Genomic DNA, 24,156 nt, shown 5'->3' with positions numbered 1-24,156 from the left:
GGATTGTCATGGCTGAATTACTGTTAGGCGTCAACATCGATCACATCGCCACGCTGCGTAACGCGCGCGGCACGGCATATCCCGATCCGGTTCAGGCGGCGTTTATCGCTGAACAGGCTGGCGCCGACGGCATTACCGTTCACCTGCGTGAAGACCGTCGCCACATCACTGACCGCGACGTGCGCATTCTGCGTCAGACGCTGGACACCCGTATGAATCTGGAGATGGCGGTCACCGAAGAGATGCTGGCGATTGCCTGTGAGACCCAACCGCACTTCTGCTGCCTGGTGCCGGAAAAACGCCAGGAAGTGACCACCGAAGGCGGTCTGGATGTGGCCGGGCAGCTCGACAAAATGCGCGATGCCTGCAAACGTCTGGCGGATGCCGGTATTCTGGTTTCTTTGTTTATCGACGCCGATTTCACACAGATTAAAGCGGCAGCCGACGTGGGCGCGCCCTATATCGAAATCCACACCGGCTGCTATGCCGATGCCAAAAATGATGTCGAACAGGCCAAAGAGCTGGAGCGTATTGCTAAAGCGGCCACCTACGCGGCGAGCCTCGGTCTAAAGGTGAATGCCGGTCACGGCCTGACCTACCATAACGTGAAGGCCATTGCCGCCATCCCGGAAATGCACGAGCTGAACATCGGTCACGCGATTATTGGCCGCGCGGTAATGAGCGGCCTGAAAGAGGCGGTCTCAGAAATGAAACGCCTGATGCTGGAAGCGCGTCGGTAATGGCCATTCTGGGCTTAGGCACCGATATCGTTGAAATAGCCCGCATTGAAGCGGTGATCGCCCGTAGCGGCGATCGCCTGGCGAGACGCGTGCTGAGCGATAACGAGTGGGCCATCTGGGAAGCACATCAGCAGCCGGTGCGCTTTCTGGCAAAGCGCTTTGCGGTAAAAGAGGCGGCTGCTAAAGCCTTCGGGACCGGCATTCGTAACGGTCTGGCGTTCAACCAGTTTGAAGTCTTTAACGATGAGCTGGGTAAGCCAAGCCTGCGCTTATGGGGCGAGGCGCAAAAGCTGGCGGAAAAGCTGGGGGTGAATCACATGCACGTGACGATCGCCGATGAACGCCACTATGCCAGCGCAACGGTGATCATCGAAAGTTAAAGTTTGTCCGCGTGGTGCATCAGGACAAACTTATCCCACAGCTGCTCTTCGCTCTCGACGTGGGCCGGATCCTTCAGGATGGTATTCGGGATCGGGCACACTTTCTGACAGGTCGGCGTTTCATAGTGGCCGATGCATTCGGTGCAGCGGTCGCTGTTAATCTCATAAATGCTGTCGCCCATCGAAATCGCCTGGTTCGGGCATTCGGGCTCGCACATATCGCAATTAATGCATTTTTTGGTAATTAACAGCGCCATCAGGAAATTCTCAGAAACAACACAAACTGGGCGGGCATTATACGCGTCAAACCAGCTTCTTTACCAGTTCTTCGCTGTGGCGAATGCGCTCTGGCGCGCGCTCCAGATCCTGTTGCACCAGCGCCATAAACAGCAGGTCCGTCAGCATCATTTGTGCGCTGGTGGACGAGATAGCCGCGCTGCGCGTGGCCTGCTCCTCGGCAATGGTATATAAACAGCGCGTGGCCCGTTGCTGCAGGGCATTCGGGGTAAAACCGGTGATCGCCAGAATTTTACCGCCGACGCGCAGAGCTTCATCGGTGGCCATATTGATTTCACGGCGCTCGCCGGAGTAAGAAATAGCCAGCAGCAGATCGTCAGGATCCATCGCCTGTACGGTTGCCAGCAGGGCGTGCATATCCTGCTCGACGATGGCGTTAAGGCCAATTTTCGCCAGCTTCCAGCCAAAGTTACGCGCCACAAGTCCGGACGCCCCGATACCAGTCAGGATTATTCGCCGCGCGCCGCGCAGCATCGCCACGCTCTCCAGCAGCTTCTCTTCCGTATTCACATCGAGCGTCGCGTGCATGGCCGCCACGTTCTCTTTGATCAGCTTTTCGCCGACCAGCCGCATCGGATCGTCTCCGCGGATCTGATTATGCACCGGCATTGACTGCGGATTGGGGTTACTGACCAGCGCTTCACTGATCGCCAGCTTGAGGGCGGGGAATCCCTTAAAGCCAATCTTCTGCGCAAATTTTACCACGCTGGACTGGCTCACGCCGGCTTCACTCGCCAGCTGCTGCGAGCTGAGATGGCGCGCGTGGTCGGGTTGAGAAAGCAGAAAATCCGCCAGCTTCTTGTCGCTTTGGGCAAAGCCTGCGTAGCGCTGGCGAATGCGAATTAAACAGTTCATACGGTCTCCTGGCGAAAATGTGATTATCTGCGCAAATACGGATTTTGCTCGCCTGAATGAATTTTATATTCCATTATAGTGTGATTATTATGAATTAAAAATTCTTGAGGTACAAAAATGAATCTTGGCTCACTTGTTTCTGAAACGCGTAACCCGCAAACCATGGATCTGGATGCGCTCTCCACCCTGGAGCTGGTTAACCGCTTTAATCAACAGGATACGCTGGTCGCGCAGGCAGTGAAAGAGACATTACCCGAGGTGGCAAAAGCTGTCGATGCGGCGGCGGAAGCCCTTAAGGCCGGCGGTCGCATTATCTACATGGGCGCGGGCACCAGCGGGCGTCTTGGGGTTCTGGATGCGTCAGAATGCCCGCCAACCTTTGGCGTTCCGCATGGTCTGGTGGTTGGGCTTATTGCCGGTGGGCCCGGCGCGCTGCTGAAAGCCGTTGAAGGGGCGGAAGATAACAAACAGCTGGGTGAGGACGATCTGAAGGGTCTGAATCTGACCGCGAAGGATCTGGTGGTCGGGCTGGCGGCATCCGGGCGCACGCCGTACGTCATTGGCGGGCTGGAGTATGCTAACCAGACCGGCTGCACGACGGTGGCCATCTCCTGTAATCCGGGCTCACCGATTGCGCAGGTGGCCGCTATCGCTATCTCTCCGGTTGTCGGGCCGGAAGCGCTCACCGGCTCCACGCGCCTCAAATCCGGGACCGCGCAAAAGCTGGTGCTCAATATGATCTCCACCGGCGCGATGGTTAAGTTCGGCAAGGTTTATCAGAACCTGATGGTCGATATGCAGGCCACCAACGTCAAGCTGGTGGACAGAGCCTGCCGCATGGTGATGGAGGCGACGGGCGCAGGCCGTGAAGAGGCTGAAGCGGTACTCAAACAGACCGATCACGATGTTAAACCTGCCATTCTGATGATCCTGAGCGGGCTGGATGCGGTGACCGCGAGAGCCAAACTCGATGCGCATAACGGCTTCTTACGGGCGGCATTAGAAAACTAACAGAGGCGTCTATGGACAAAACAGCAGCGCTCGCCAGCGATATCCTGCAGGGGATCGGTGGGGAAAAAAATATTCAGCGTCTCGAAAACTGCATGACGCGCGTGCGCGTCGAGGTGCATGACGACGACCAGCTTGACGTGCCGCGCCTGAAGCAACTTTCCGGCGTCAGCGGCTACGTGAAACAGGGGCAGCAGCATCAGCTGATCGTCGGGCCGGGGAAAGCGGCACAGGTTGTTGATGCCATGCGCGCGCTGATGGGCGTTAGCGCGAGCGTGTCGATTGACGATGCGGAACGCACCAAAGCGCAGGCGAAAGCCAAATACAAAGCCCCGATGAGCGACGCGCTGCGACAGCTGGCAAACGTCTTTATTCCGCTGATCCCGGCGTTTATTGCCTCGGGCCTGATCACCGGGATCATCAATATCCTCAAGCGACCGGATATCGTGGGGGATTTCGCCACGCAGTATCCGAACCTGCTGGGGATTCTCGGGATCTTCGGCAGCGCGGTGTTCGCCATTATGAACATTCTGGTCGGGGTCAATACCGCGAAGGTGTTTGGCGGCTCGCTGGCGATGGGCGGCGTGATGGCGGGCATCTTGTCCAGCCCGCAGCTGGCGCAGATCACGCTGTTTGGTGAGGCGCTCCAGCCCGGGCGCGGTGGGGTGATCGCCGTGCTGCTGGTGGTCATCCTGATGTGCTGGATCGAGAAAAGGCTGCGCGCGGTTTTGCCCGGCTCGATCGAGTTGATTCTCAACCCGCTGTTGACCACGCTGATTACCGGTAGCGTAGCGATTGTAGCCCTCCAGCCATTAGGCGGCTGGATCTCTGAAGCCATCGCCCACGGTGCGTCTCTGGCGATCGATCGCGGTGGTCTGCTGGTGGGGGCGGTGCTGTCGGGTACCTTCCTGCCGCTGGTGCTGACCGGCCTGCACCAGGGGCTGGTGCCGATCCACGTCGAGCTGGTGCAGGCGCATGGCTATAACGCGCTGCTGCCTATCCTCTCGATGGCGGGCGTGGGGCAGGTCGGCGCGGCGATTGCCGTACTGATGAAAACCCGCAACGCGCGTCTGAAAAAAATGATTAAAGGCGCGCTTCCGGTCGGCCTGCTGGGTATTGGCGAACCGCTGATTTTCGGCGTTACGCTGCCGCTGGGTAAACCGTTCCTCGCCGCCTGTCTGGGCGGTGCGGTAGGCGGGGCGCTGATCAGCTACTGGAAGGTCGCCACCGTGATCACCTTTGGGCTGTCCGGTTTACCGCTGGCATTAACTATCGTGACCGGAAAAGTGATGCTCTATCTGTTAGGCTATTTAGTAGCGGTGATCGCCGGGTTCCTGTTTACCTGGCTATTAGGTTTCAACGACCCAGAGGAGTAAGGTTTGGCAAATCACGCGCGTCGCGTTGTCTTTTTCGACCTGGATGGAACGCTGCATCAGCAGGATATGTTTGGTACGTTTATGCGTTACCTGCTGCGGCGTCAGCCTTTGAATGCGCTGCTCGTGCTGCCGCTCTTACCCGTTATCGGTATCGCGCTGCTGGTGAAAGGCCGGGCGGCGCGATGGCCGATGAGTCTGCTGCTGTGGGGATGTACCTTTGGGCACAGCGAAGCGCGGCTCAAACAGCTCGAGCAGGATTTTGCGCACTGGTTTCGCGGCCACGTCGCCGCCTTTCCGGTGGTGCAGGCGCGCCTGACCAGCTACCTCGACGCGAACGATGCCGACATCTGGCTAATTACCGGCTCCCCGCAGACGCTGGTGGAGCAGGTCTATTTTGATACCCCCTGGCTTCCGCGCGTGAATCTTATCGCCACGCAAATTGCCCGCGGTTACGGCGGCTGGGTGCTGACCCTGCGCTGCCTGGGGCATGAAAAAGTGGTCCAGCTGGAGAAACGCATTGGTACGCCGCTGCGCCTGTACAGCGGCTACAGCGACAGCAAGCAAGACAACCCGCTGCTCTATTTTTGCCAGCATCGCTGGCGCGTCACGCCATCAGGTGAACTCCAGCAACTCGAATAGTCTTATCCATAATGGGCGTGTATAATGCCGCCCGCTTTTCGACTGGAGTATCAACCGTTGTCCAACCCTGAATTCGACCATGAATACTGGATGCGCCATGCGCTGACGCTGGCTCAACGCGCCTGGGAAGAGGGAGAAGTGCCCGTCGGGGCCGTGCTGGTTCATAACAACCAGGTGATTGGCGAAGGGTGGAACCGTCCTATAGGCCGCCACGATCCTACTGCACACGCCGAAATTATGGCGCTTCGTCAGGGAGGGCTGGTGCTGCAAAACTATCGTCTGCTTGATACCACGCTGTATGTGACGCTTGAGCCGTGCGTGATGTGCTCCGGCGCAATGGTGCACAGCCGGATCGGGACTCTGGTCTTTGGTGCGCGGGATGAAAAAACCGGTGCGGCCGGTTCGCTGATGGACGTGCTGGGTCACCCGGGGATGAATCACCAGGTAAAGACTATCGGTGGGGTACTTGCACCAGAGTGTTCGGGGCTATTAAGCGATTTCTTTCGAATGCGCCGTCAGCAGAAAAAGCAGCAAAAGGCAGAATTGAAGCTGTCGGACGATTAAGCTCGTCCGGCGCCACGACCGGGTAACTTTGTGCCAGCTGTTTTGCCTCGGTCGCCTCTTTCTCTTTCTCCAGCAGATACCCGACCAGGCTAATCTGATATTTTCGGATATTTTCCACGTAGGCGTAGGCTTCATGTCCGCGCGCGTAGCCGTATGTCAGCTTGTTATACCATGGCTTCTGGCTCAGCAGCGGCAGCCGCTGCTTCACGTCTGACCAGCTGTCCGGGTTACCTTTCGTTTTGGCCGTCAACGCCCGCGCATCAAGCATATGCGCGTAGCCCATATTGTAGGCCGCCAGCGCAAACCAGATCCGCTCTTCTTCCGGCACCGTTTCCGGGACTTTGGCCATCATATCCTGCAGGTAGCGCGCGCCGCCGCTGATGCTCTGTTCGGCATCGGTACGGTCATTCACGCCCAGACTCAACGCGGTATTTTTGGTTAACATCATCAAACCACGTACGCCCGTGGGCGACGTGGCCTGGGTATCCCAGTGGGATTCCTGATAAGAAATAGCCGCCAGCAGTTTCCAGTCAATCTCCTGGGCGTATTTTTCGAACAGCGGTTGCAGGTCCGGCAGGACGCTGTCCACCGCACGCAGGAAGCTGCGGGTGTCAACGTAGTCAAAGTCATCGCCGTGCCCGAGGTACTTCTCCTCCAGACGCGCCAGGGTACCGTCTTCATTGATGGTGTTGAAGAAATCAAGCATCGCGGCAGAGAGGGTCTGATCGTCATCAAGCTGGCTAAACCAGGTCACGGGCTGCTCGTCGGTGACGTCCAGCGCCACGGCGATTTCAGGATGCACCCGCTGGAACAGGCTGATCGCGACCGAATCGGCGATGGTGTAGGGCACCTTCTGATCTTTTACCTGCTCCAGCAGCTCCGTCGTGCCGAGTTTCGGATCTACCGTCCAGCTCAGTTCGGGATATTTCTTCTCCTTGAGCTCCCGCAGATCGTCAATCACCACGTGGCCGGGCGCAATCGTCAGCTGCCGATCGTTAATTGAAGATAGCGAGCGCGGGCGCAGGCTTCCGACGCGGTAAACCAGCTGCTGAGAAACGGAGTAGTAGGTCGGGCCCGGCTGGTAGTTCTTGCTGCGCTCGCTGTTATACACCAGCCCGGCAGCAAGCATATCGGCATCGTCGTTATCGAGGTCGTCAAACAGCTCGTTGATATTCTGGCGGACGGTGATTTTAAGCTTCACGCCAAGATAATCGGCGAACTGTTGCGCCAGTTCATAATCCAGACCAATGATTTTGCCGTTGACGTCGCTGTAAATCAGCGGGGAGTTGAGGGTACTGACGCGCAATTCCCCCCGCTCCTGAATGGCGGCGATACGGTTTTCGGCTTTGCCGAACCAGGGGATGGAAGGCCAGAGGGCCACTGCCAGCAGCAACGTTACAATGCCGATGAGCAGATAATTAATCTTTAATTTTTTCAATTAGTTAATTCTCTGCGACGCCGGTTGCCTCAGTCTGCTGTAGCCATGTTAATCATAAGGTTTGCCATTGAATGAGCGGCATTTTGCGTAAACTTGCGCCACTTGGCAACCAATTAGAGAGACAGGTCACATCTATTGTTAAATTTCTGTGCAAATTTTATTTCGACGCAAACGGTTTCGTCGGCGCTCAGGATTCTCTATAATGACGCCCGTTTTCCCCCCTTGCGCACACTGTAAGCGCCCCGGCGCTTCGAAGACGAGAGACTTATGATGGAAATTCTGCGTGGTTCGCCTGCACTGTCTGCCTTCCGTATCACTAAACTGCTGGCACGTTTTCAGGCGGCCGACCTTCCGGTAAGCAATATTTACGCTGAGTATGTCCATTTTGCTGACCTGAATGCCCCCCTGAATGCAGAGGAGCGCGTACAGCTGGAACGCCTGCTCAAGTATGGTCCAAGCCTGAGCAGCCATACGCCAACCGGCAAATTGATCCTTGCGACGCCTCGTCCGGGCACCATCTCCCCCTGGTCTTCCAAAGCCACCGACATCGCCCATAACTGTGGCCTGAGCCAGATTAACCGTCTGGAACGCGGCGTGGCGTACTACGTGGAAGCCTCTACCCTGAGCGACGCGCAGTGGCAGGCGGTTGCGGCTGAACTGCACGATCGCATGATGGAGAGCGTATTTGCTTCTCTCGATGACGCGCAGAAGCTTTTCTCTCACCATCAGCCTGCGCCGGTACAGAGCGTAGATCTGCTGGGGCAGGGCCGCCAGGCGCTGATTGACGCCAACCTGCGTCTCGGCCTGGCGCTGGCAGAAGACGAAATTGACTACCTGCAGGATGCGTTTGTTAAGCTCAACCGTAACCCGAACGACATCGAACTCTACATGTTCGCGCAGGCTAACTCCGAGCACTGCCGCCACAAGATTTTCAACGCCGACTGGATTATTGACGGCGAACAGCAGCCGAAGTCGCTGTTCAAAATGATCAAAAACACCATGGAGCAAACCCCTGACCACGTGCTGTCTGCCTATAAGGACAACGCCGCGGTAATGGAAGGTTCCGAGGTGGGCCGCTTCTTCGCCGATCGCGAAGCAGGGCGCTATGACTTCCATCAGGAGCCCGCACATATTCTGATGAAAGTGGAAACCCACAACCACCCGACGGCGATCTCCCCGTGGCCGGGTGCGGCGACCGGCTCCGGCGGTGAAATTCGTGACGAAGGTGCGACCGGTCGTGGCGCTAAACCCAAAGCGGGTCTGGTCGGTTTCTCCGTCTCTAACCTGCGTATCCCGGGCTTTGAACAGCCGTGGGAAGAAGATTTCGGCAAGCCGGAGCGCATTGTGACCGCGCTGGATATCATGACCGAAGGCCCGCTGGGCGGCGCGGCGTTTAACAACGAGTTTGGTCGTCCGGCGCTGAACGGTTACTTCCGTACCTATGAAGAGAAAGTGGACAGCCACAACGGCGAAGAGCTGCGCGGCTACCACAAACCGATCATGCTGGCGGGTGGGATCGGCAACATCCGTGCCGATCACGTGCAGAAAGGCGAGATCGTCGTCGGTGCGAAGCTGATCGTGCTCGGCGGTCCGGCGATGAACATCGGTCTGGGCGGCGGCGCGGCCTCTTCTATGGCCTCCGGCCAGTCTGATGCGGATCTCGACTTTGCGTCCGTACAGCGCGACAACCCTGAGATGGAGCGTCGCTGCCAGGAAGTGATCGACCGCTGCTGGCAGCTGGGCGATGCCAACCCGATCCTCTTCATCCACGACGTGGGCGCGGGCGGTTTGTCCAACGCCATGCCGGAGCTGGTAAGCGACGGCGGTCGCGGTGGCCGTTTCAACCTGCGCGATATCCTCAGTGATGAGCCGGGCATGAGCCCGCTGGAAATCTGGTGTAACGAATCCCAGGAGCGCTACGTGCTGGCGGTTGCTGCGGACCAGCTTCCGCTGTTTGACGAGCTGTGCCGCCGCGAGCGTGCGCCGTATGCCGTCATCGGTGAAGCGACCGAAGAGCAGCACCTTTCCTTAAGCGACACCCACTTTGACAACCAGCCGATCGATCTGCCGCTCGACGTTCTGCTCGGTAAAACGCCGAAGATGACTCGCGACGTAACCACCCGCAAAGCGGCGGGCAAAGCGCTGGATCGCCAGGGCATTACCGTGGCGGAAGCGGTTAACCGCGTGCTGCACCTGCCTGCTGTGGCAGAGAAAACCTTCCTGGTGACCATCGGCGACCGCACCGTGACCGGTATGGTATCCCGCGACCAGATGGTCGGCCCGTGGCAGATCCCGGTGGCTAACTGCGCCGTGACCACGGCGAGCCTCGACAGCTACTACGGCGAAGCGATGGCGCTCGGCGAACGCACCCCGGTGGCGCTGCTGGACTTCGCGGCCTCTGCCCGTCTCGCGGTTGGTGAAGCGCTGACCAACATCGCCGCAACGCAGATTGGCGACATCAAACGTATCAAGCTTTCCGCCAACTGGATGGCCGCTGCCGGTCACCCTGGCGAAGATGCAGGCCTCTATGAAGCCGTGAAGGCGGTGGGAGAGGAGCTGTGTCCTGCCCTCGGCCTGACCATTCCGGTGGGTAAAGACTCTATGTCGATGAAAACCCGCTGGCAGGAAGGCAGCGAGCAGCGCGAGATGACCTCTCCGCTGTCGCTGGTGATTACCGCGTTTGCCCGCGTGGAAGACGTGCGTCATACCGTTACGCCGCAGCTTGCAACCGTTGACAACGCCCTGCTGCTGATTGACCTGGGTAAAGGCCACAACGCGCTGGGTGCCACCGCGCTGGCGCAGGTTTACCGCCAGCTCGGCGACAAGCCAGCCGACGTGCGCGACGTGGCGCAGCTGAAAGGCTTCTACGACGCGATTCAGGCGCTGGTGGCGCAGCGTAAGCTGCTGGCCTACCACGACCGTTCCGACGGCGGCCTGCTGGTGACCCTGGCAGAAATGGCTTTCACCGGCCACTGTGGGGTTGAAGCCAACATCGCTACGCTGGGCGAAGATCGTCTGGCGGCGCTGTTCAACGAAGAGCTGGGCGCCGTGATTCAGGTACGTGCGGCGGATCGCGACGCGGTTGAAGCGATTCTGGCTAAGCACGGTCTGGCAGACTGCGTGCATTATCTGGGTAAAGCCGTTCAGGGCGACCGCTTCGTCATTGAAGCAGACGGTCACGCCGTGTTCAGCGAAAGCCGCACCACGCTGCGCATGTGGTGGGCGGAAACCACCTGGCAGATGCAGCGCCTGCGTGATAACCCGGAATGTGCCGATCAGGAGCACAACGCGAAGGCCAATGACCAGGATCCTGGCCTGAACGTGAAGCTCTCCTTCGACATCAACGAAGACATCGCCGCGCCGTACATTGCGACCGGCGCGCGTCCGAAAGTGGCCGTGCTGCGCGAGCAGGGCGTTAACTCCCACGTTGAGATGGCGGCTGCCTTCCACCGTGCGGGCTTTGACGCTATCGATGTCCACATGAGCGACCTGCTGGCCGGACGTACCGGTCTGGAGGATTTCCAGGCGCTGGTGGCGTGCGGCGGCTTCTCCTACGGCGACGTGCTGGGCGCGGGCGAAGGCTGGGCGAAGTCCATCCTCTTCAACAGCCGCGTGCGCGACGAGTTCGAAACCTTCTTCCACCGTCCGCAGACCCTGGCGTTGGGCGTGTGTAACGGCTGCCAGATGATGTCTAACCTGCGCGAGCTGATCCCGGGCAGCGAAGCCTGGCCGCGCTTTGTGCGTAACCAGTCTGACCGCTTCGAAGCGCGCTTCAGCCTGGTGGAAGTGACCCAAAGCCCGTCTCTGCTGCTGCAGGGAATGGTCGGTTCACAGATGCCAATCGCTGTTTCCCACGGTGAAGGTCAGGTAGAGGTGCGTGATGCCGCACATCTGGCTCAGCTGGAGAGCAAAGGTCTGGTAGCGCTGCGCTTTGTCGATAACTTCGGCAAGGTGACAGAAACCTACCCGGCTAACCCGAACGGCTCCGCCAACGGTATTACCGCGGTGACCAGCGAAAGCGGTCGCGCGACCATCATGATGCCGCACCCGGAACGCGTGTTCCGCACCGTGAGCAACTCCTGGCACCCTGAAAACTGGGGCGAGGACAGCCCGTGGATGCGTATCTTCCGCAACGCGCGTAAGCAGCTTGGCTAAGTTTTAGGCAGCACCTGTAGGCCCGGTAAGCGTAGCGCCACCGGGCTTTTTTATGCCTGTCGCAAAATTGCGACAAAGAGGGTATATAGCTGTCTCTAAATGGAGACATTTAAATCATTGATTTATATGGGGCAGTAAAGGTTCCCGTTAAGGTGTTGCTTAATAGCGACACTTAGCCTGAAAATCATTCAACCGATAATTAACAGGTTAAACGAGTAAAAATCATATATTTCAATGTGTTAATATTTTGTTTTGCATTCTGGCATGGGTGTTGCATAATATTAACCAGTGGCTCATTCACCTTCTTATGTCAGCCCCTTCGGGACGCGCTACATAAACTTCGAATGACGCACAAAAAGGTGCCTGCCGTCCAACTACTGATTATAGCGATGCTTTATCAGGCCAGGGCGAAACGTCGAGTTAGGCACCGCCTCATTCCATGACAAAGCCGGGTTTTTACCCGGCTTTGTTGTATCTGAAGGGCAGACTCAGTTACGCTCTGCGTAAACCCCCATTTAGAGAGTAATGCGTTGAAACGCTGGCCCGTTTTCCCCCGCTCCCTGCGGCAGCTCGTCATGATGGCCTTCCTGCTGATCCTGCTGCCGCTGCTGATCCTTGCCTGGCAGGCGTGGCAAAGCCTGAACGCGCTGAGCGCGCAGGCGGCTTTGACCAACCGCACGACGCTCATCGACGCCAGACGCAGTGAGGCGATGACCAACGCCGCGCTGGAGATGGAGCGCAGCTATCGTCAGTATTGCGTGCTTGACGATCGGACGCTGGAAAAGGTTTATCAAAGTCAGCGTAAACGCTACAGCGAAATGCTGGACGCTCACGCGGGGGTTTTGCCTGACGACAAGCTCTATCAGGCGTTACGTCAGGATTTGAACGATCTCGCGCAGCTGCAGTGCAGCAACAGCGGCCCGGATGCCGCCGCCGCCGCGCGCCTCGAAGCTTTTGCCAGCGCCAACACCGAGATGGTGCAGTCAACGCGCGCGGTGATTTTCTCTCGCGGCCAGCAGCTCCAGCAGGAGATTGCCGAGCGCGGCCAGTTCTTCGGCTGGCAGGCGCTGGTGCTGTTCCTGGTGAGCCTCGGTCTGGTACTGCTCTTTACCCGCATGATCATCGGCCCGGTGAAGGGCATTCAGCGCATGATCAACCGCCTGGGGGAGGGGAAATCGCTCGGAGATACGGTCGCCTTTAAAGGTCCGCGCGAGCTGCGATCCGTAGGTCAGCGTATTATCTGGCTGTCCGAGCGCCTGGCGTGGCTCGAGTCACAGCGCCATCAGTTCCTGCGCCATATCTCTCATGAGCTTAAAACGCCGCTGGCCAGCATGCGCGAAGGGACGGAGCTGCTGGCGGACGAAGTGGCCGGGCCTCTTACGCCAGAACAGAAAGAAATTGTCGAGATCCTGGATAACAGCAGCCGCAATCTGCAAAAGCTGATTGAGCAACTGCTGGATTACAACCGCAAGCTGGCTGACGGGGCGGTCGTACTGGAAAACGTTGAGATTGAGCCGCTGGTGGATATGGTGATATCCGCCCATAGCTTGCCAGCAAGAGCTAAAATGATGCATACCGGTGTAGAACTGAATGCGCCGACCTGTCTCGCTGAACCCATGCTCTTAATGAGCGTGCTGGATAATCTTTATTCCAATGCGGTGCACTATGGTACTGAATCCGGTAACATTTATATCCGAAGTTATACTAAGGGTTCCCGGGTGTTTATAGACGTCGCTAACACCGGCACCCCGATCCCCGATGACGAAAAAACCATGATCTTCGAGCCCTTTTTCCAGGGGAGTCATCAGCGGAAAGGTGCGGTGAAAGGCAGTGGTCTGGGCTTGAGCATCGCCCGGGACTGCATACGACGCATGCAGGGTGAGCTAAACATTGCCACGGACGAACGTTCGGATGTTTGCTTCCGTATTGAACTGCCCCTGAGCCGGAAAAATCAATAAAATGAATCTATGTCTGGTGAGTATGTCACACGTCTTTTCCCGCGCCGTACGCGCGGTGTTTTCCCGCAACACGCTTCGCCTGAGCCTGCCCTGTTTATTTCTGGCAGGGTGTGTTTCCCATGCGCCACAAAGTGCCATTAGCGATAAACAGGAAGATAAATGGCCCGATAACCAGCTGGCCGATTTCCTCTCAACCCGCTGTGACGATATCTGGAACCTGTCAGGTCATGACGTTGAAAGCAACCCGCTGTTCTGGCTGCGTGGAATTGATTGCGCCCAGCGTCTGGCCCCGGTAGACGCTCGCTCAAAGGCGGCAATGCTGGATGACGACACCTGGCAGGACGCTTTCAAGCGCGGCATTTTGCTGGCTGATGCCAAAATCACCCCCGTCGAACGCCGCGCCAACGTGACGCGACTGGACACGTTCGTGGTCACTCTTCCCGTGCAGGTACGCCCGGTATACCAGCTCTGGCGCGATGGGCAGACATTACAGCTTCAGCTGTCTGAAGAGCGCTCCCGCTACAGCAAGCTGCAACAGTCAACCGACAGCGAGCTTGATACGCTGCGTCAACAGCAGCAACATCTACGTACGCAGCTGGATACTACAACGCGTAAGCTGGAGAATCTGACCGATATCGAAAGGCAGCTCTCGTCGCGTAAATACCAGCCGGGGAGTTCATCCGCGGCACCGGACAGCGATACGCCGAAACAAGAGGATGTGAAGCATGACGAGCCGTAAACCTGCCCATCTGTTACTGGTGGATGACGATCCCGGGCTGTTAAAGCTGCTGGGCATGCGTCTGGTGAGTGAAGGCTACAGCGTCGTGACCGCGGAAAGCGGGCAGGAGGGGCTTAAGATCCTCAGCCGCGAGAAAATCGATCTGGTGATAAGCGACCTGCGGATGGACGAAATGGACGGCCTGCAGCTGTTCGCGGAGATCCAGAAGCAGCAGCCGGGTATGCCGGTGATTATCCTGACCGCGCACGGGTCGATCCCGGATGCGGTTGCCGCGACGCAGCAGGGGGTATTCAGCTTCCTTACCAAGCCGGTAGACAAAGACGCGCTGTATAAGGCTATCGACAGCGCGCTGGAACATGCCGCTCCGGCGGGGGATGAAGCGTGGCGGGAGTCCATCGTCACCCGTAGCCCCGTGATGCTGCGCCTGCTAGAGCAGGCGAGGATGGTGGCGCAGTCTGACGTCAGCGTGCTCATCAACGGCCAGAGCGGAACCGGGAAAGAGATCCTGGCGCAGGCGATCCATAACGCCAGCCCGCGCAGTAAAAACGCCTTTATCGCCATTAATTGCGGTGCGCTCCCGGAACAGCTGCTCGAATCCGAACTGTTTGGTCACGCCCGCGGCGCATTCACCGGCGCGGTGAGCAGCCGGGAAGGGCTGTTCCAGGCTGCGGAAGGCGGCACGCTGTTCCTGGACGAGATTGGCGACATGCCCGCGCCGCTGCAGGTCAAGCTGCTGCGCGTGCTGCAGGAGCGCAAAGTGCGCCCGCTGGGCAGCAATCGCGATATCGATATTAATGTGCGTATTATTTCGGCGACCCACCGCGATCTGCCAAAAGTGATGGCCCGCAACGAGTTTCGCGAAGATCTCTACTACCGTCTGAACGTGGTGAATCTGAAGATCCCGGCGCTGGCGGAGCGCGCGGAAGATATTCCGCTGCTGGCGAACCACCTTTTGCGCCAGGCGGCCGACCGCCATAAACCGTTCGTGCGCGCTTTTTCTACCGATGCGATGAAGCGGTTAATGGCCGCAAGCTGGCCGGGTAACGTGCGTCAGCTGGTCAACGTGATTGAGCAGTGCGTGGCGCTGACCTCCTCACCGGTCATCAGCGACGCGCTGGTGGAGCAGGCGCTGGAAGGGGAAAATACGGCGCTGCCGACGTTTGCCGAAGCGCGCAACCAGTTTGAGCTGAACTATCTGCGCAAGCTGCTGCAGATCACCAAAGGCAACGTGACCCACGCGGCGCGGATGGCCGGGCGCAACCGCACCGAATTTTACAAGCTACTCTCGCGCCACGAGCTGGAAGCAAACGATTTTAAAGAGTAGTACCGCAAAATTTGCCTGAATATGGTACTGTGAGCAATCGATTACGAGGCAGCTTACAGGCAAGAGTTTAAGGACCCACCATGAAAAAGATTGATGCGATTATTAAACCTTTCAAACTGGATGATGTGCGTGAAGCGCTGGCGGAAGTCGGCATCACCGGGATGACCGTGACGGAAGTGAAAGGTTTTGGTCGTCAGAAAGGTCACACCGAGCTTTACCGTGGCGCAGAATACATGGTCGACTTTCTGCCGAAAGTGAAAATTGAAATCGTGGTTAGCGACGATATCGTGGACACCTGCGTGGACACCATTATCCGCACGGCGCAAACCGGCAAAATTGGCGACGGTAAAATCTTCGTCTTTGACGTGGCGCGCGTGATCCGTATCCGTACCGGCGAAGAAGACGACGCTGCGATTTAACAATGCCAACGGTTTTGTAGGCCGGGTAAGGCGCAGCCGCCACCCGGCGAAAAAAAAGCCCCTCGAAAGAGGGGCTTTTTGCATTACAGCACCTTATGCGGCCCGAAGCACTCGTAATGAATGCTGTCTTTGTTCACGCCCAGCTCCACCAGCTGCTTCGCGGCATACTGCATAAACGCCACCGGCCCACAGACGTAGAACTGCATATCCGGTGCGCTGAACAGGCCTTCATGCTGGCTCAGATTCATCAGACCTTCACTGTCAAAGCGGGCGGCTGCGCGGTCTGCTTCCGTCGGCAGGCGATACCAGGTGTGCGCGGTGAAGCGCGGCAGGGACGTCCCGTGCGTTTTCACTTCATCCGCAAAAGCGTGCACGTCGCCGTTTTCCGCAGCGTGGAACCAGTTTACCTGCGCACCGTGGTTTGCTTTCGACAGCGTATCAAGCATCGCCAGCATTGGCGTTTGGCCGACGCCTGCAGAGATCAGCGTGACCGGGGTATTGGTATCAACGGTCATAAAGAAATCGCCCGCCGGCGCGGCCAGATGGACCACGTCGCCCACGTTCGCTTCGTGGTGCAGCCAGCTGGAAACCTGACCGCCGTCCTCACGCTTCACCGCAATGCGGTAGCCTCTGCCGTTTGGCTTGCGGGTGAGGGAATACTGGCGGATCTCCTGATGCGGAAAGCCTTCAGGCTTCAGCCACACGCCCAGATACTGGCCTGGCTGGTAGTCGGCAACCGACTGTCCGTCCACCGGCTCAAACTCGAAGCTGGTGATTAACGCGCTGCGTGGCGTTTTCTCAACGATGCGGAACGCGCGCGTGCCTTTCCAGCCGCCGTTCTTGCTGGCGTTTTCACTGTAGATCTGCGCTTCACGGTTGATAAACACGTTGGCCAGCACCCCGTAGGCTTTACCCCACGCGTCCAGCACCTCCTGGCCCGGGCTGAACATTTCGTCCAGGGTTGCCAGCAGATGACCGCCCACAATGTTGTACTGCTCGGGTTTGATCTGGAAGCTGGTATGTTTCTGCGCGATTTTTTCCACTGCAGGCAGCAATGCCGGCAGGTTTTCAATATTGCTGGCGTAGGCCGCGATGGCGTTGAACAGCGCTTCACGCTGATCGCCGTTACGCTGGTTGCTCATGTTGAATATCTCTTTGAGCTCCGGGTTGTGCGTGAACATGCGATCGTAGAAATGGGCGGTGAGTTTAGGGCCGGTTTGCACCAGCAGGGGAATGGTGGCTTTAACGGTAGCGATGGTTTGAGCGTCTAGCATGAGCGCGTCCTTCTGATGTCACTTTAATGATGTATTTTAAATGCATCTTATAAAAAATACCCCTGCGTTGTAAATGGTTCTTTGCAAGATGAAAAATATGCATCACAAACCTGAAAAGAAATCCGCTGGAAAGGGCGAGAGCTTTATTCCTCAAACCCTTGCGTGGCGGGTAGGAAAACGTTTGCGTAAAATCGTTTGTCAAGACCTGTTATCACAGAACTAATCAGTTATACTGTTGCCCGTCGTCCAACAGGACTGCCTTTTCAGGCCAAAATTTACTTGTTAGCTGAGTCAGGAGATGCGGATGTTAAAGCGTGAAATGAACATTGCCGATTATGATGCCGAACTGTGGCAGGCTATGGAGCAGGAAAAAGTACGTCAGGAAGAGCACATCGAACTGATCGCCTCCGAAAACTACACCAGCCCACGCGTTATGCAGGCGCAGGGTTCTCAGCTGACCAACAAATACGCTGAAGGTTACCCGGGCAAACGCTATTACGGCGGTTGCGAGTACGTTGATATCGTTGAGCAGCTGGCTATCGATCGTGCGAAAGAACTTTTTGGCGCTGACTATGCAAACGTCCAGCCGCACTCTGGCTCTCAGGCTAACTTCGCGGTCTACACCGCGCTGCTGCAGCCGGGCGATACCGTTCTGGGTATGAACCTGGCACAGGGCGGCCACCTGACTCACGGCTCCCCGGTTAACTTCTCCGGCAAACTGTACAACATCATCCCTTACGGTATTGATGAGTCCGGCAAAATTGACTACGAAGACATGGCGAAGCAGGCTAAAGAGCACAAGCCGAAGATGATCATCGGTGGCTTCTCTGCTTACTCCGGTATCGTTGACTGGGCAAAAATGCGTGAAATCGCAGACAGCATCGGTGCTTACCTGTTCGTTGACATGGCGCACGTTGCGGGCCTGATTGCCGCAGGCGTCTACCCGAACCCGGTTCCACACGCTCACGTTGTGACCACCACCACCCACAAAACCCTGGCGGGTCCACGCGGTGGCCTGATCCTGGCGAAGGGCGGTGACGAAGAGCTGTACAAAAAACTGAACTCTGCGGTGTTCCCAAGCGCGCAGGGCGGCCCGCTGATGCACGTTATCGCAGCAAAAGCGGTAGCGCTGAAAGAAGCGATGGAGCCAGAGTTCAAGGTTTACCAGCAGCAGGTTGCTAAGAACGCCAAAGCGATGGTGGAAGTGTTCCTGAACCGCGGCTACAAAGTGGTATCCGGCGGAACTGAAAACCACCTGTTCCTGCTGGATCTGGTTGATAAAAACCTGACCGGTAAAGAAGCTGACGCTGCCCTGGGCCGCGCCAACATCACCGTGAACAAAAACAGCGTGCCAAACGATCCTAAGAGCCCGTTCGTGACGTCCGGTATCCGTATCGGTTCTCCGGCCGTGACTCGCCGCGGCTTCAAAGAAGCGGAAGTGAAAGAGCTGGCTGGCTGGATGTGTGACGTTCTTGACAACATCAATGACGAAGCGGTTATTGAGCGCGTGAAAGGTAAAGTTCTGGATATCTGCGCACGCTTCCCGGTTTACGCATAATTCCTCTGCTTTGCAGAAATAAAAAAGGCCGCGCATGCGGCCTTTTTTTATGGCTTAACGCCGGTCCAGGGAGATGGCGCCTGGCCCCACAATCGCCAGCAAAATAAAGGCGCCAGCAATACTGATATTCTTGTAGAAGTTAATCATATTCGGTACGACCGCATCACCGGTCATATCCCAGTAATGATGCCCAATTACCGCCGTTCCGAGAGTGTAGAACACAAACAGTACCGCGAGAGGCCGGGTGAAAAACCCCAGTACGATCAGAATAGCGGCAGGCACTTCCATGACTACCGCAATAATGGCCGCCAGCATGGGCATCGGCGTTCCCAGCGAGGTCATGTATTGTACGGTGCCGCTAAACCCCGTCAGTTTTGGATAACCAAAGATAATAAACAGCACGACAAGCGCGATGCGGCCAATCAGCAGCAGCAGGTGACGTGACTGACCAAAATCTAAATAACGTAGAGTGTTCATAGCTGGCTCATTTTTCAAGGGACCCAATCTAAAATTAATACACAAATCCGTAGTCTTCCATTCAGCTTTTCTTCATAAATCAGGCATTGGCGTGATGTTAAATTATGACTTCGTGTAAAATTGTCTCTTTTCTTTGGCAAGGGAAATTTATGCACTGCATATCATGTCGGCAAGAAGAGGCAAATAAAGAGTCCGGGCTGTGCAATCAGTGTGAGCGCGCAGATGAAAAGAAAATTAACGGTCTGCTTTATCTCCCGGCGGCGGGCCTGGTGATTAACCTCATCATGACGCCCATTGGAGCATGGAATTACTTTGCTGCGATGTTCCACTTTTTCCAGTCAGGGGTAATTAACCTGTTTGGAGCGGTGGGTATCGCGGTGATGATAATTGATTTGGTTCTGACCGTGACCGCAGGCTGGTATTTCTTTAAAAGAAAGTCGGGTATCCGTAAGATCATCATCTCCTACTACTTAATGGGCGTTGTCTTTATGCTCTATTTTGTGGGTATTCCTGCCTGGGTCTTCGACGCAAGGCTGGATACGGCTGATATTCGCAATGCGCTTTCGTCCATTGTTGGCGCATCGATCTGGATCCCCTACTTCCTGGTTTCCAAACGCATTAATCAGGTCTTTGTTCGCTAGACGTTTCGCAGGGTCGCCATGGCCCTGCTAAATGTGTGTGTTATTCACTTGTTAATAGTTGCTTGCGCAGGCTTTGATTTAACGCCAGACTATGGCCTCGATTTCGGGAGGGATTCATGGTCTTGCATTCCACGCGCTGGCTGGCGCTCAGTTATTTCACCTATTTCTTTAGCTACGGCATTTTTCTGCCCTTCTGGAGCGTCTGGCTCAAGGGTATCGGCCTGACTCCTGAGACCATCGGCGTTCTGCTGGGGGCCGGGCTGGTGGCGCGTTTTCTCGGCAGCCTGCTGATCGCCCCGCGCGTCAGCGATCCCTCCTTACTGATCAAGGCCGTGCGCATTCTGGCTCTGCTGACCCTGGTCTTTGTGGCCTGCTTCTGGGTCAGCCACCAGTTTGCCTGGCTGATGGTGGTGATGGTCGGCTTTAACCTGTTCTTCTCACCGCTGGTGCCGCTGACGGATGCCCTGGCGAACACCTGGCAAAAGCAGATCACCATGGACTACGGCCGCGTGCGCCTGTGGGGCTCTATCGCCTTTGTGATTGGCTCGGCGCTGGTGGGCAAACTGGTCAGTCTTTACGATTATCGCGCCATTCTTGCCCTGCTGAGCATCGGTATTGCCTCGATGCTGCTGGGCATGCTGCTGCGACCGTCGGTGATGCCGCAAGGGGAAAGTCGCCATCAGGAGAGCGCTGGCTGGCCCGCCTGGCGGAGCCTGGTCGCACAAAGCTGGCGTTTTCTGGCGTGCGTGTGTCTCCTTCAGGGGGCACATGCGGCGTACTATGGCTTCAGCGCCATCTACTGGCAGGGGGCGGGATATTCCGCTTCCGCCGTGGGCTATCTGTGGTCGTTGGGGGTGGTGGCCGAAGTCATTATCTTTGCCCTGAGTAAAAAACTGTTCCGTCGCTTTGGCGCGCGTGACCTGCTGCTGCTTTCCGCCGTGTGCGGCGTGGCGCGCTGGGGGATTATGGGCTGGACGACAGATCTGCCGTGGCTGATTGTGGCGCAAATTCTTCACTGCGGCACTTTTACCGTGTGCCATCTGGCGGCCATGCGCTATATCGCTGCGCGCGAGGGCGGCGACGTGATTCGCCTGCAGGCCGTCTATTCGGCGGTCGCAATGGGAGGCAGTATCGCGATTATGACGGTGTTTGCCGGGTTCCTCTATCAGCACCTGGGGCACGGCGTCTTCTGGGTGATGGCGCTGGTCGCCTTGCCCGCCATCGTTGTTCGCCCTAAAGTGGCCGCCCGCGCGTCGCTATGATTCCAGCATGGCGCGTATATGTTCTTGCTGCTGCGCGTTTAATGTCTCAACGGCATGGATCAGCGGCGGCGAGAACAGCGGCAGGGCCGTAGGGTAGGGGGTGATAACCAACGCGGCCTCGCGCGGTGCCCCCTCTTTCTGAAAAGCCTGCAGCGTCAGATAGCGAATATTAAGCGGCAGCAGCGTCAGCTCGCGAAGCTGCTGTTCAATCAGATCCTCGCTGGCCTTATCGTCTCCCGTCAGCAGGATCACCTGTTTTTCGTGCAGATCGGTCTCCTGCATCAGCCAGGCACCAAAAATCACCGCCACGAGGCTCATCTCTTCATCGGAAAAACGCAGCCCAAATTCCGCTTCCAGCTCAAACAGCGCTTCCTTCGTGGTACGTAACAGCCGGGGGTAGAGACGATGGATCTCCTCCGGCAGGCTAGTGTCGATGCCGATCTCAAACAGCGAGCGGTCCAGCGCCTGAGCAAGATGGATATACAGCTGATCGGTCAGCCCTTGCTCATCGCTGAAGTTCATCCCGGTCTGGGAACGAAAACGGGCGACCATGCGCACGATGGCCCGGCGAAGACGCTGATCCTGCTGGTGCTTATCAAGCACCGGATCGGGCGTGCGGAGCATCATAAACAGCAGCGCCAGAAACAGCTGTTCATCCCCGTGCGTACCCTGCGGGACGCGCCGTCTCCAGTGGCGCACGATCTCCTGGGCCGTAAAATACTCCCCTCTCGACTGGGTCCAGCTGCGCTGAACGTGGGAAAACTGCGGCGTATTCCCGAGCTGGTGCTGAATAAGGCAGTACTGCAAATAGAGCTGTAAAAACTGGACGTCGCGGCATTCAAACTGACGCTGGAGCTTGCGGGAGCAGAAGCCGATCAGCGCCCGCAGGTTCGCATCGTCGTATAGCGGCCGCGCAATGCCGTGTTGTTTAAGCGCGGTTTTTAATGCGGGGGTAAACTGGTGCGAGACAAACTGCGGGCAAAGCCGCAGCGCCCGGCGCAGCCAGTGCAGCAGGCATAAACGCTGATTCAGGGCTGTACCTTCAATCCGGTAGCTGCCGTCGTGGTGCGTGACGATGTCCAGCCGGTGATAGCGCTGGATTTCATCGCGCGTCTCGGCTATATCTTGCCGTGCCATCGCGTCGTCCACGCCGTTGGCAGCGATTATGCTTTGCGCGGTGACGGCGGCATCGGGCAGGTAAAGCATCAAAAGCACCTGGCAGCGGCGCTGCGAACTGGAAAGCACAGATGGAATTTCAAGCGTCGTCATCATCTGTCGGGTATCCAGTGTGAATGTTTGATAAGAATAGCTAAAGGATGAGCGCTGGAAAGCGCGCCGGCAGGCCTTTCACTCAGGATTGCTGGAGAACATCACAGAATTTATGACGTGAGGAATTGATGCAAACAGTTAAACAATGTGCGATGGCGTTATTTTTGGCGGTTATCAGCTTCACCACCAGCGCACACCCTCACAGCTTTATTGACATCAAAACCGAGCTGGTTACCGACGGCACGCAGCTGAGCGGCCTGAAAATGCGCTGGACAATGGATGAAATCACCTCGGCCGATCTGCTCTACGATGCGGGAAACGCGAAGCCCGGCGACGAGATCTGGAAAAAGCTGGCTGCGGAAGTGATGGCAAACGTGCTCGGCCAGCACTACTTCACCGAGTTCTGGCACAACGGGCAAAAGGTCAAATTTCTGAACCGACCCACGGAATACGGGATGACGCGTGAAGGGCATCAGGCGGTGCTGACGTTCGTGCTTCCGCTGGCGCATCCTCAGCCGCTGGCCGGGCAAACGTACCGTTTTTCCACCTTTGATCCGACCTACTATGTCGACATGCGCTATGACAAAGACAGCGACGTACGGCTGCCGGACGCGCTGCAAAAAAACTGCAAAATTGGCGTGCACACCCCGAAACCCAGCGAAGAGACGCTGAACTTTGCGGTCTCGCTTGATAAAGAAGATGCCCCGCCTGAGGACATGGAGTTGGGTAAACAGTTCGCGCAGGAGGTGACGTTACAATGTCAGTGATCTCCTCTTCGGTTCGAAAACCTCGCCGCTGGCTGCACCTCTGGCCACTGGCGCTCTTTTTGCTGTTCGCCGTTTGCGGTTCGCTGTGGCTGTGGCAGGCCTGGCCGCAGGTCATGATGAAAAGCATTATCTGGCAGCGTGAGGTCAACCAGCAGATGAGCGGACTGCTGAAGGCGGTGGCGGAGAACCCGACCAAAGCGGGCGGCTCCCTGCTGGCGTTCAGTTTTGTCTATGGCGTTCTGCACGCGCTGGGGCCGGGGCACGGCAAGATTGTCATCACGACCTGGCTCGCCACCCATCCGTCAAAGCTCAAATCAAGCATCGGCCTGACGCTGGCCTCTTCGCTGCTGCAGGGCGGCGTGGCGATTGCACTCGTCGTTATTGTGCTTTCACTTTTGCAGCTTCCGGCGCGCCAGCTGCACATGAGCAGCTTCTGGCTGGAGAAGGGCAGCTACGCGCTGGTGGGCGTGCTGGGGCTGATCCTCTGCTGGCGGGCGCTAAAAAAGCTGCGCGTGCTGCTGCAAAAACCGAAATTCAAAACCTTTACGCCGCACCACGTTCATGATGAACACTGCGGCTGCGGACATCAGCATTTGCCCACGCAGGAACAATTACAGAACGGCGACGACTGGCGCGCGCGGCTGACGATCGTTCTTTCGATGGGCATGCGCCCGTGCTCGGGTGCCATCATGGTGCTGCTGTTCAGTAAGGTGATAGGCGTGTTCGGCTGGGGAATGCTGTCCGCGCTGGCGATGGCGGCAGGAACCTCTCTCACCATTTCGTCTTTAGCGCTGCTGGTACACAGCTTTCGTCAGCTTGCGGTCAAACTCAGCGGAAATAAAACGCCGGTGCTGTGGCGACAGGTAGGGTGGACAACGCTTGCGCTGGCGGGCGGGGTGATTCTGCTGGTGGCGGCGGTGACGATGTGGATGAGTGCGGTACCGGTGGGAAGGGGATTACGGCCTTTCTAGCGGACTGAGGGATTTTGTAGGCCCGGTAAGCGTAGCGCCACCGGG

Annotated in this window: 22 protein-coding genes; 16 read left to right on the top strand and 6 right to left on the bottom strand. The window is 57.3% G+C overall.

Features of this window, described 5'->3' with window-relative positions:
* Positions 1-8 precede the first annotated feature (8 nt).
* Together pdxJ and acpS are read left to right on the top strand one after the other, a co-directional pair.
* Positions 9-740, top strand: coding sequence for a pyridoxine 5'-phosphate synthase (gene pdxJ, locus V1587_RS19115; protein WP_395314455.1), 732 nt, complete (start codon positions 9-11; stop codon positions 738-740).
* Positions 740-1,120: a holo-ACP synthase gene (gene acpS / locus V1587_RS19110; protein ID WP_023294331.1), complete on the top strand. Its 381-nt coding sequence runs from the start codon at positions 740-742 to the stop codon at positions 1,118-1,120. The genes pdxJ and acpS overlap by 1 nt, the downstream gene beginning before the upstream one ends.
* Here the strand turns inward: acpS and V1587_RS19105 are convergent.
* Complete coding sequence (locus V1587_RS19105) at positions 1,117-1,377, bottom strand: YfhL family 4Fe-4S dicluster ferredoxin (protein ID WP_008502177.1); 261 nt, start codon at positions 1,375-1,377, stop codon at positions 1,117-1,119. The genes acpS and V1587_RS19105 overlap by 4 nt on opposite strands.
* Positions 1,378-1,423: 46 nt before the next feature.
* Positions 1,424-2,272, bottom strand: a complete 849-nt coding sequence (locus V1587_RS19100) for a MurR/RpiR family transcriptional regulator (protein ID WP_395314454.1) — start codon at positions 2,270-2,272, stop codon at positions 1,424-1,426.
* Positions 2,273-2,389: 117 nt separating this feature from the next.
* On the opposite strand from V1587_RS19100, the gene murQ reads away from it, so the two are divergent.
* Genes murQ through tadA form a run of 4 tightly spaced genes read left to right on the top strand, consistent with a single transcriptional unit; the run spans position 2,390 to position 5,859 of the window.
* Positions 2,390-3,283: an N-acetylmuramic acid 6-phosphate etherase gene (murQ, locus tag V1587_RS19095; protein WP_371897461.1), complete on the top strand. Its 894-nt coding sequence runs from the start codon at positions 2,390-2,392 to the stop codon at positions 3,281-3,283.
* Between the two features lie 11 nt (positions 3,284-3,294).
* Positions 3,295-4,656 (top strand): PTS transporter subunit EIIC, encoded by a 1,362-nt coding sequence (locus V1587_RS19090; protein ID WP_371897460.1) that lies wholly within the window; start codon positions 3,295-3,297, stop codon positions 4,654-4,656.
* A gap of 3 nt (positions 4,657-4,659) precedes the next feature.
* Positions 4,660-5,295, top strand: a complete 636-nt coding sequence (yfhb, locus tag V1587_RS19085) for a phosphatidylglycerophosphatase C (protein ID WP_249576275.1) — start codon at positions 4,660-4,662, stop codon at positions 5,293-5,295.
* A 24-nt stretch (positions 5,296-5,319) separates the two neighbouring features.
* A complete protein-coding gene (gene tadA / locus V1587_RS19080; protein WP_371897459.1) occupies positions 5,320-5,859 on the top strand; it encodes a tRNA adenosine(34) deaminase TadA in 540 nt (179 codons plus the stop codon).
* Here the strand turns inward: tadA and mltF are convergent.
* The gene (gene mltF, locus V1587_RS19075; protein WP_371897458.1) at positions 5,747-7,297 is read right to left on the bottom strand and encodes a membrane-bound lytic murein transglycosylase MltF; all 1,551 of its coding nucleotides are present in this window, start codon (positions 7,295-7,297) and stop codon (positions 5,747-5,749) included. The two genes, tadA and mltF, sit on opposite strands and share 113 nt — an antisense overlap.
* Positions 7,298-7,564: 267 nt before the next feature.
* Here mltF and purL point away from each other — a divergent pair, with 267 nt between their 5' ends.
* The 5 genes from purL to glnB all read left to right on the top strand — a co-directional run bounded on the left by purL (position 7,565) and on the right by glnB (position 15,892).
* Positions 7,565-11,452, top strand: coding sequence for a phosphoribosylformylglycinamidine synthase (gene purL / locus V1587_RS19070; protein ID WP_371897457.1), 3,888 nt, complete (start codon positions 7,565-7,567; stop codon positions 11,450-11,452).
* 530 nt (positions 11,453-11,982) lie between these two features.
* Entirely contained in the window at positions 11,983-13,410 is a 1,428-nt protein-coding gene (gene qseE / locus V1587_RS19065; protein WP_371897456.1) for a two component system sensor histidine kinase QseE/GlrK, read from the top strand.
* 1 nt (position 13,411) lies between these two features.
* Positions 13,412-14,149 carry a two-component system QseEF-associated lipoprotein QseG gene (qseG, locus tag V1587_RS19060; RefSeq protein WP_371897455.1) on the top strand — a complete coding sequence of 246 codons (738 nt, stop codon included), beginning with the start codon at positions 13,412-13,414 and terminating at the stop codon, positions 14,147-14,149.
* Positions 14,136-15,473, top strand: a complete 1,338-nt coding sequence (gene glrR, locus V1587_RS19055) for a two-component system response regulator GlrR (protein ID WP_371897454.1) — start codon at positions 14,136-14,138, stop codon at positions 15,471-15,473. Before qseG ends, glrR begins: the two co-directional genes overlap by 14 nt.
* Before the next feature lie 80 nt (positions 15,474-15,553).
* Entirely contained in the window at positions 15,554-15,892 is a 339-nt protein-coding gene (gene glnB / locus V1587_RS19050) for a nitrogen regulatory protein P-II (protein ID WP_003860685.1), read from the top strand.
* Positions 15,893-15,975: 83 nt separating this feature from the next.
* Here glnB and hmpA read toward each other — a convergent pair whose 3' ends face one another.
* Positions 15,976-17,166 carry an NO-inducible flavohemoprotein gene (hmpA, locus tag V1587_RS19045; protein ID WP_371897453.1) on the bottom strand — a complete coding sequence of 397 codons (1,191 nt, stop codon included), beginning with the start codon at positions 17,164-17,166 and terminating at the stop codon, positions 15,976-15,978.
* A gap of 304 nt (positions 17,167-17,470) precedes the next feature.
* On the opposite strand from hmpA, the gene glyA reads away from it, so the two are divergent.
* Entirely contained in the window at positions 17,471-18,724 is a 1,254-nt protein-coding gene (gene glyA, locus V1587_RS19040; protein ID WP_008502165.1) for a serine hydroxymethyltransferase, read from the top strand.
* Positions 18,725-18,778: 54 nt separating this feature from the next.
* Here the strand turns inward: glyA and V1587_RS19035 are convergent, their stop codons facing one another.
* Positions 18,779-19,201: a DoxX family protein gene (locus V1587_RS19035; RefSeq protein ID WP_048991352.1), complete on the bottom strand. Its 423-nt coding sequence runs from the start codon at positions 19,199-19,201 to the stop codon at positions 18,779-18,781.
* A 149-nt stretch (positions 19,202-19,350) separates the two neighbouring features.
* On the opposite strand from V1587_RS19035, the gene V1587_RS19030 reads away from it, so the two are divergent.
* Positions 19,351-19,842: a DUF2569 domain-containing protein gene (locus V1587_RS19030; protein WP_371897452.1), complete on the top strand. Its 492-nt coding sequence runs from the start codon at positions 19,351-19,353 to the stop codon at positions 19,840-19,842.
* A 116-nt stretch (positions 19,843-19,958) separates the two neighbouring features.
* On the top strand, positions 19,959-21,104 hold the full coding sequence (locus tag V1587_RS19025) for a 3-phenylpropionate MFS transporter (protein ID WP_008502163.1): 1,146 nt from the start codon (positions 19,959-19,961) through the stop codon (positions 21,102-21,104).
* Here the strand turns inward: V1587_RS19025 and csiE are convergent.
* Positions 21,099-22,376: a stationary phase inducible protein CsiE gene (gene csiE / locus V1587_RS19020; RefSeq protein WP_371897451.1), complete on the bottom strand. Its 1,278-nt coding sequence runs from the start codon at positions 22,374-22,376 to the stop codon at positions 21,099-21,101. The genes V1587_RS19025 and csiE overlap by 6 nt on opposite strands.
* A gap of 125 nt (positions 22,377-22,501) precedes the next feature.
* On the opposite strand from csiE, the gene V1587_RS19015 reads away from it, so the two are divergent.
* Positions 22,502-23,140, top strand: coding sequence for a DUF1007 family protein (locus V1587_RS19015; RefSeq protein ID WP_371897450.1), 639 nt, complete (start codon positions 22,502-22,504; stop codon positions 23,138-23,140).
* Entirely contained in the window at positions 23,131-24,111 is a 981-nt protein-coding gene (locus V1587_RS19010) for a nickel/cobalt transporter (protein WP_371897449.1), read from the top strand. Before V1587_RS19015 ends, V1587_RS19010 begins: the two co-directional genes overlap by 10 nt.
* The last annotated feature ends 45 nt before the right edge of the window (positions 24,112-24,156 follow it).

The organism is Enterobacter sp. ECC-249 (assembly GCF_043965265.1).
GTDB classification, from domain to species: domain Bacteria; phylum Pseudomonadota; class Gammaproteobacteria; order Enterobacterales; family Enterobacteriaceae; genus Enterobacter; species Enterobacter quasiroggenkampii.
Note: the sequence above shows the minus strand (reverse complement) of the source record. Positions and strands in the feature narration are given on the sequence as shown.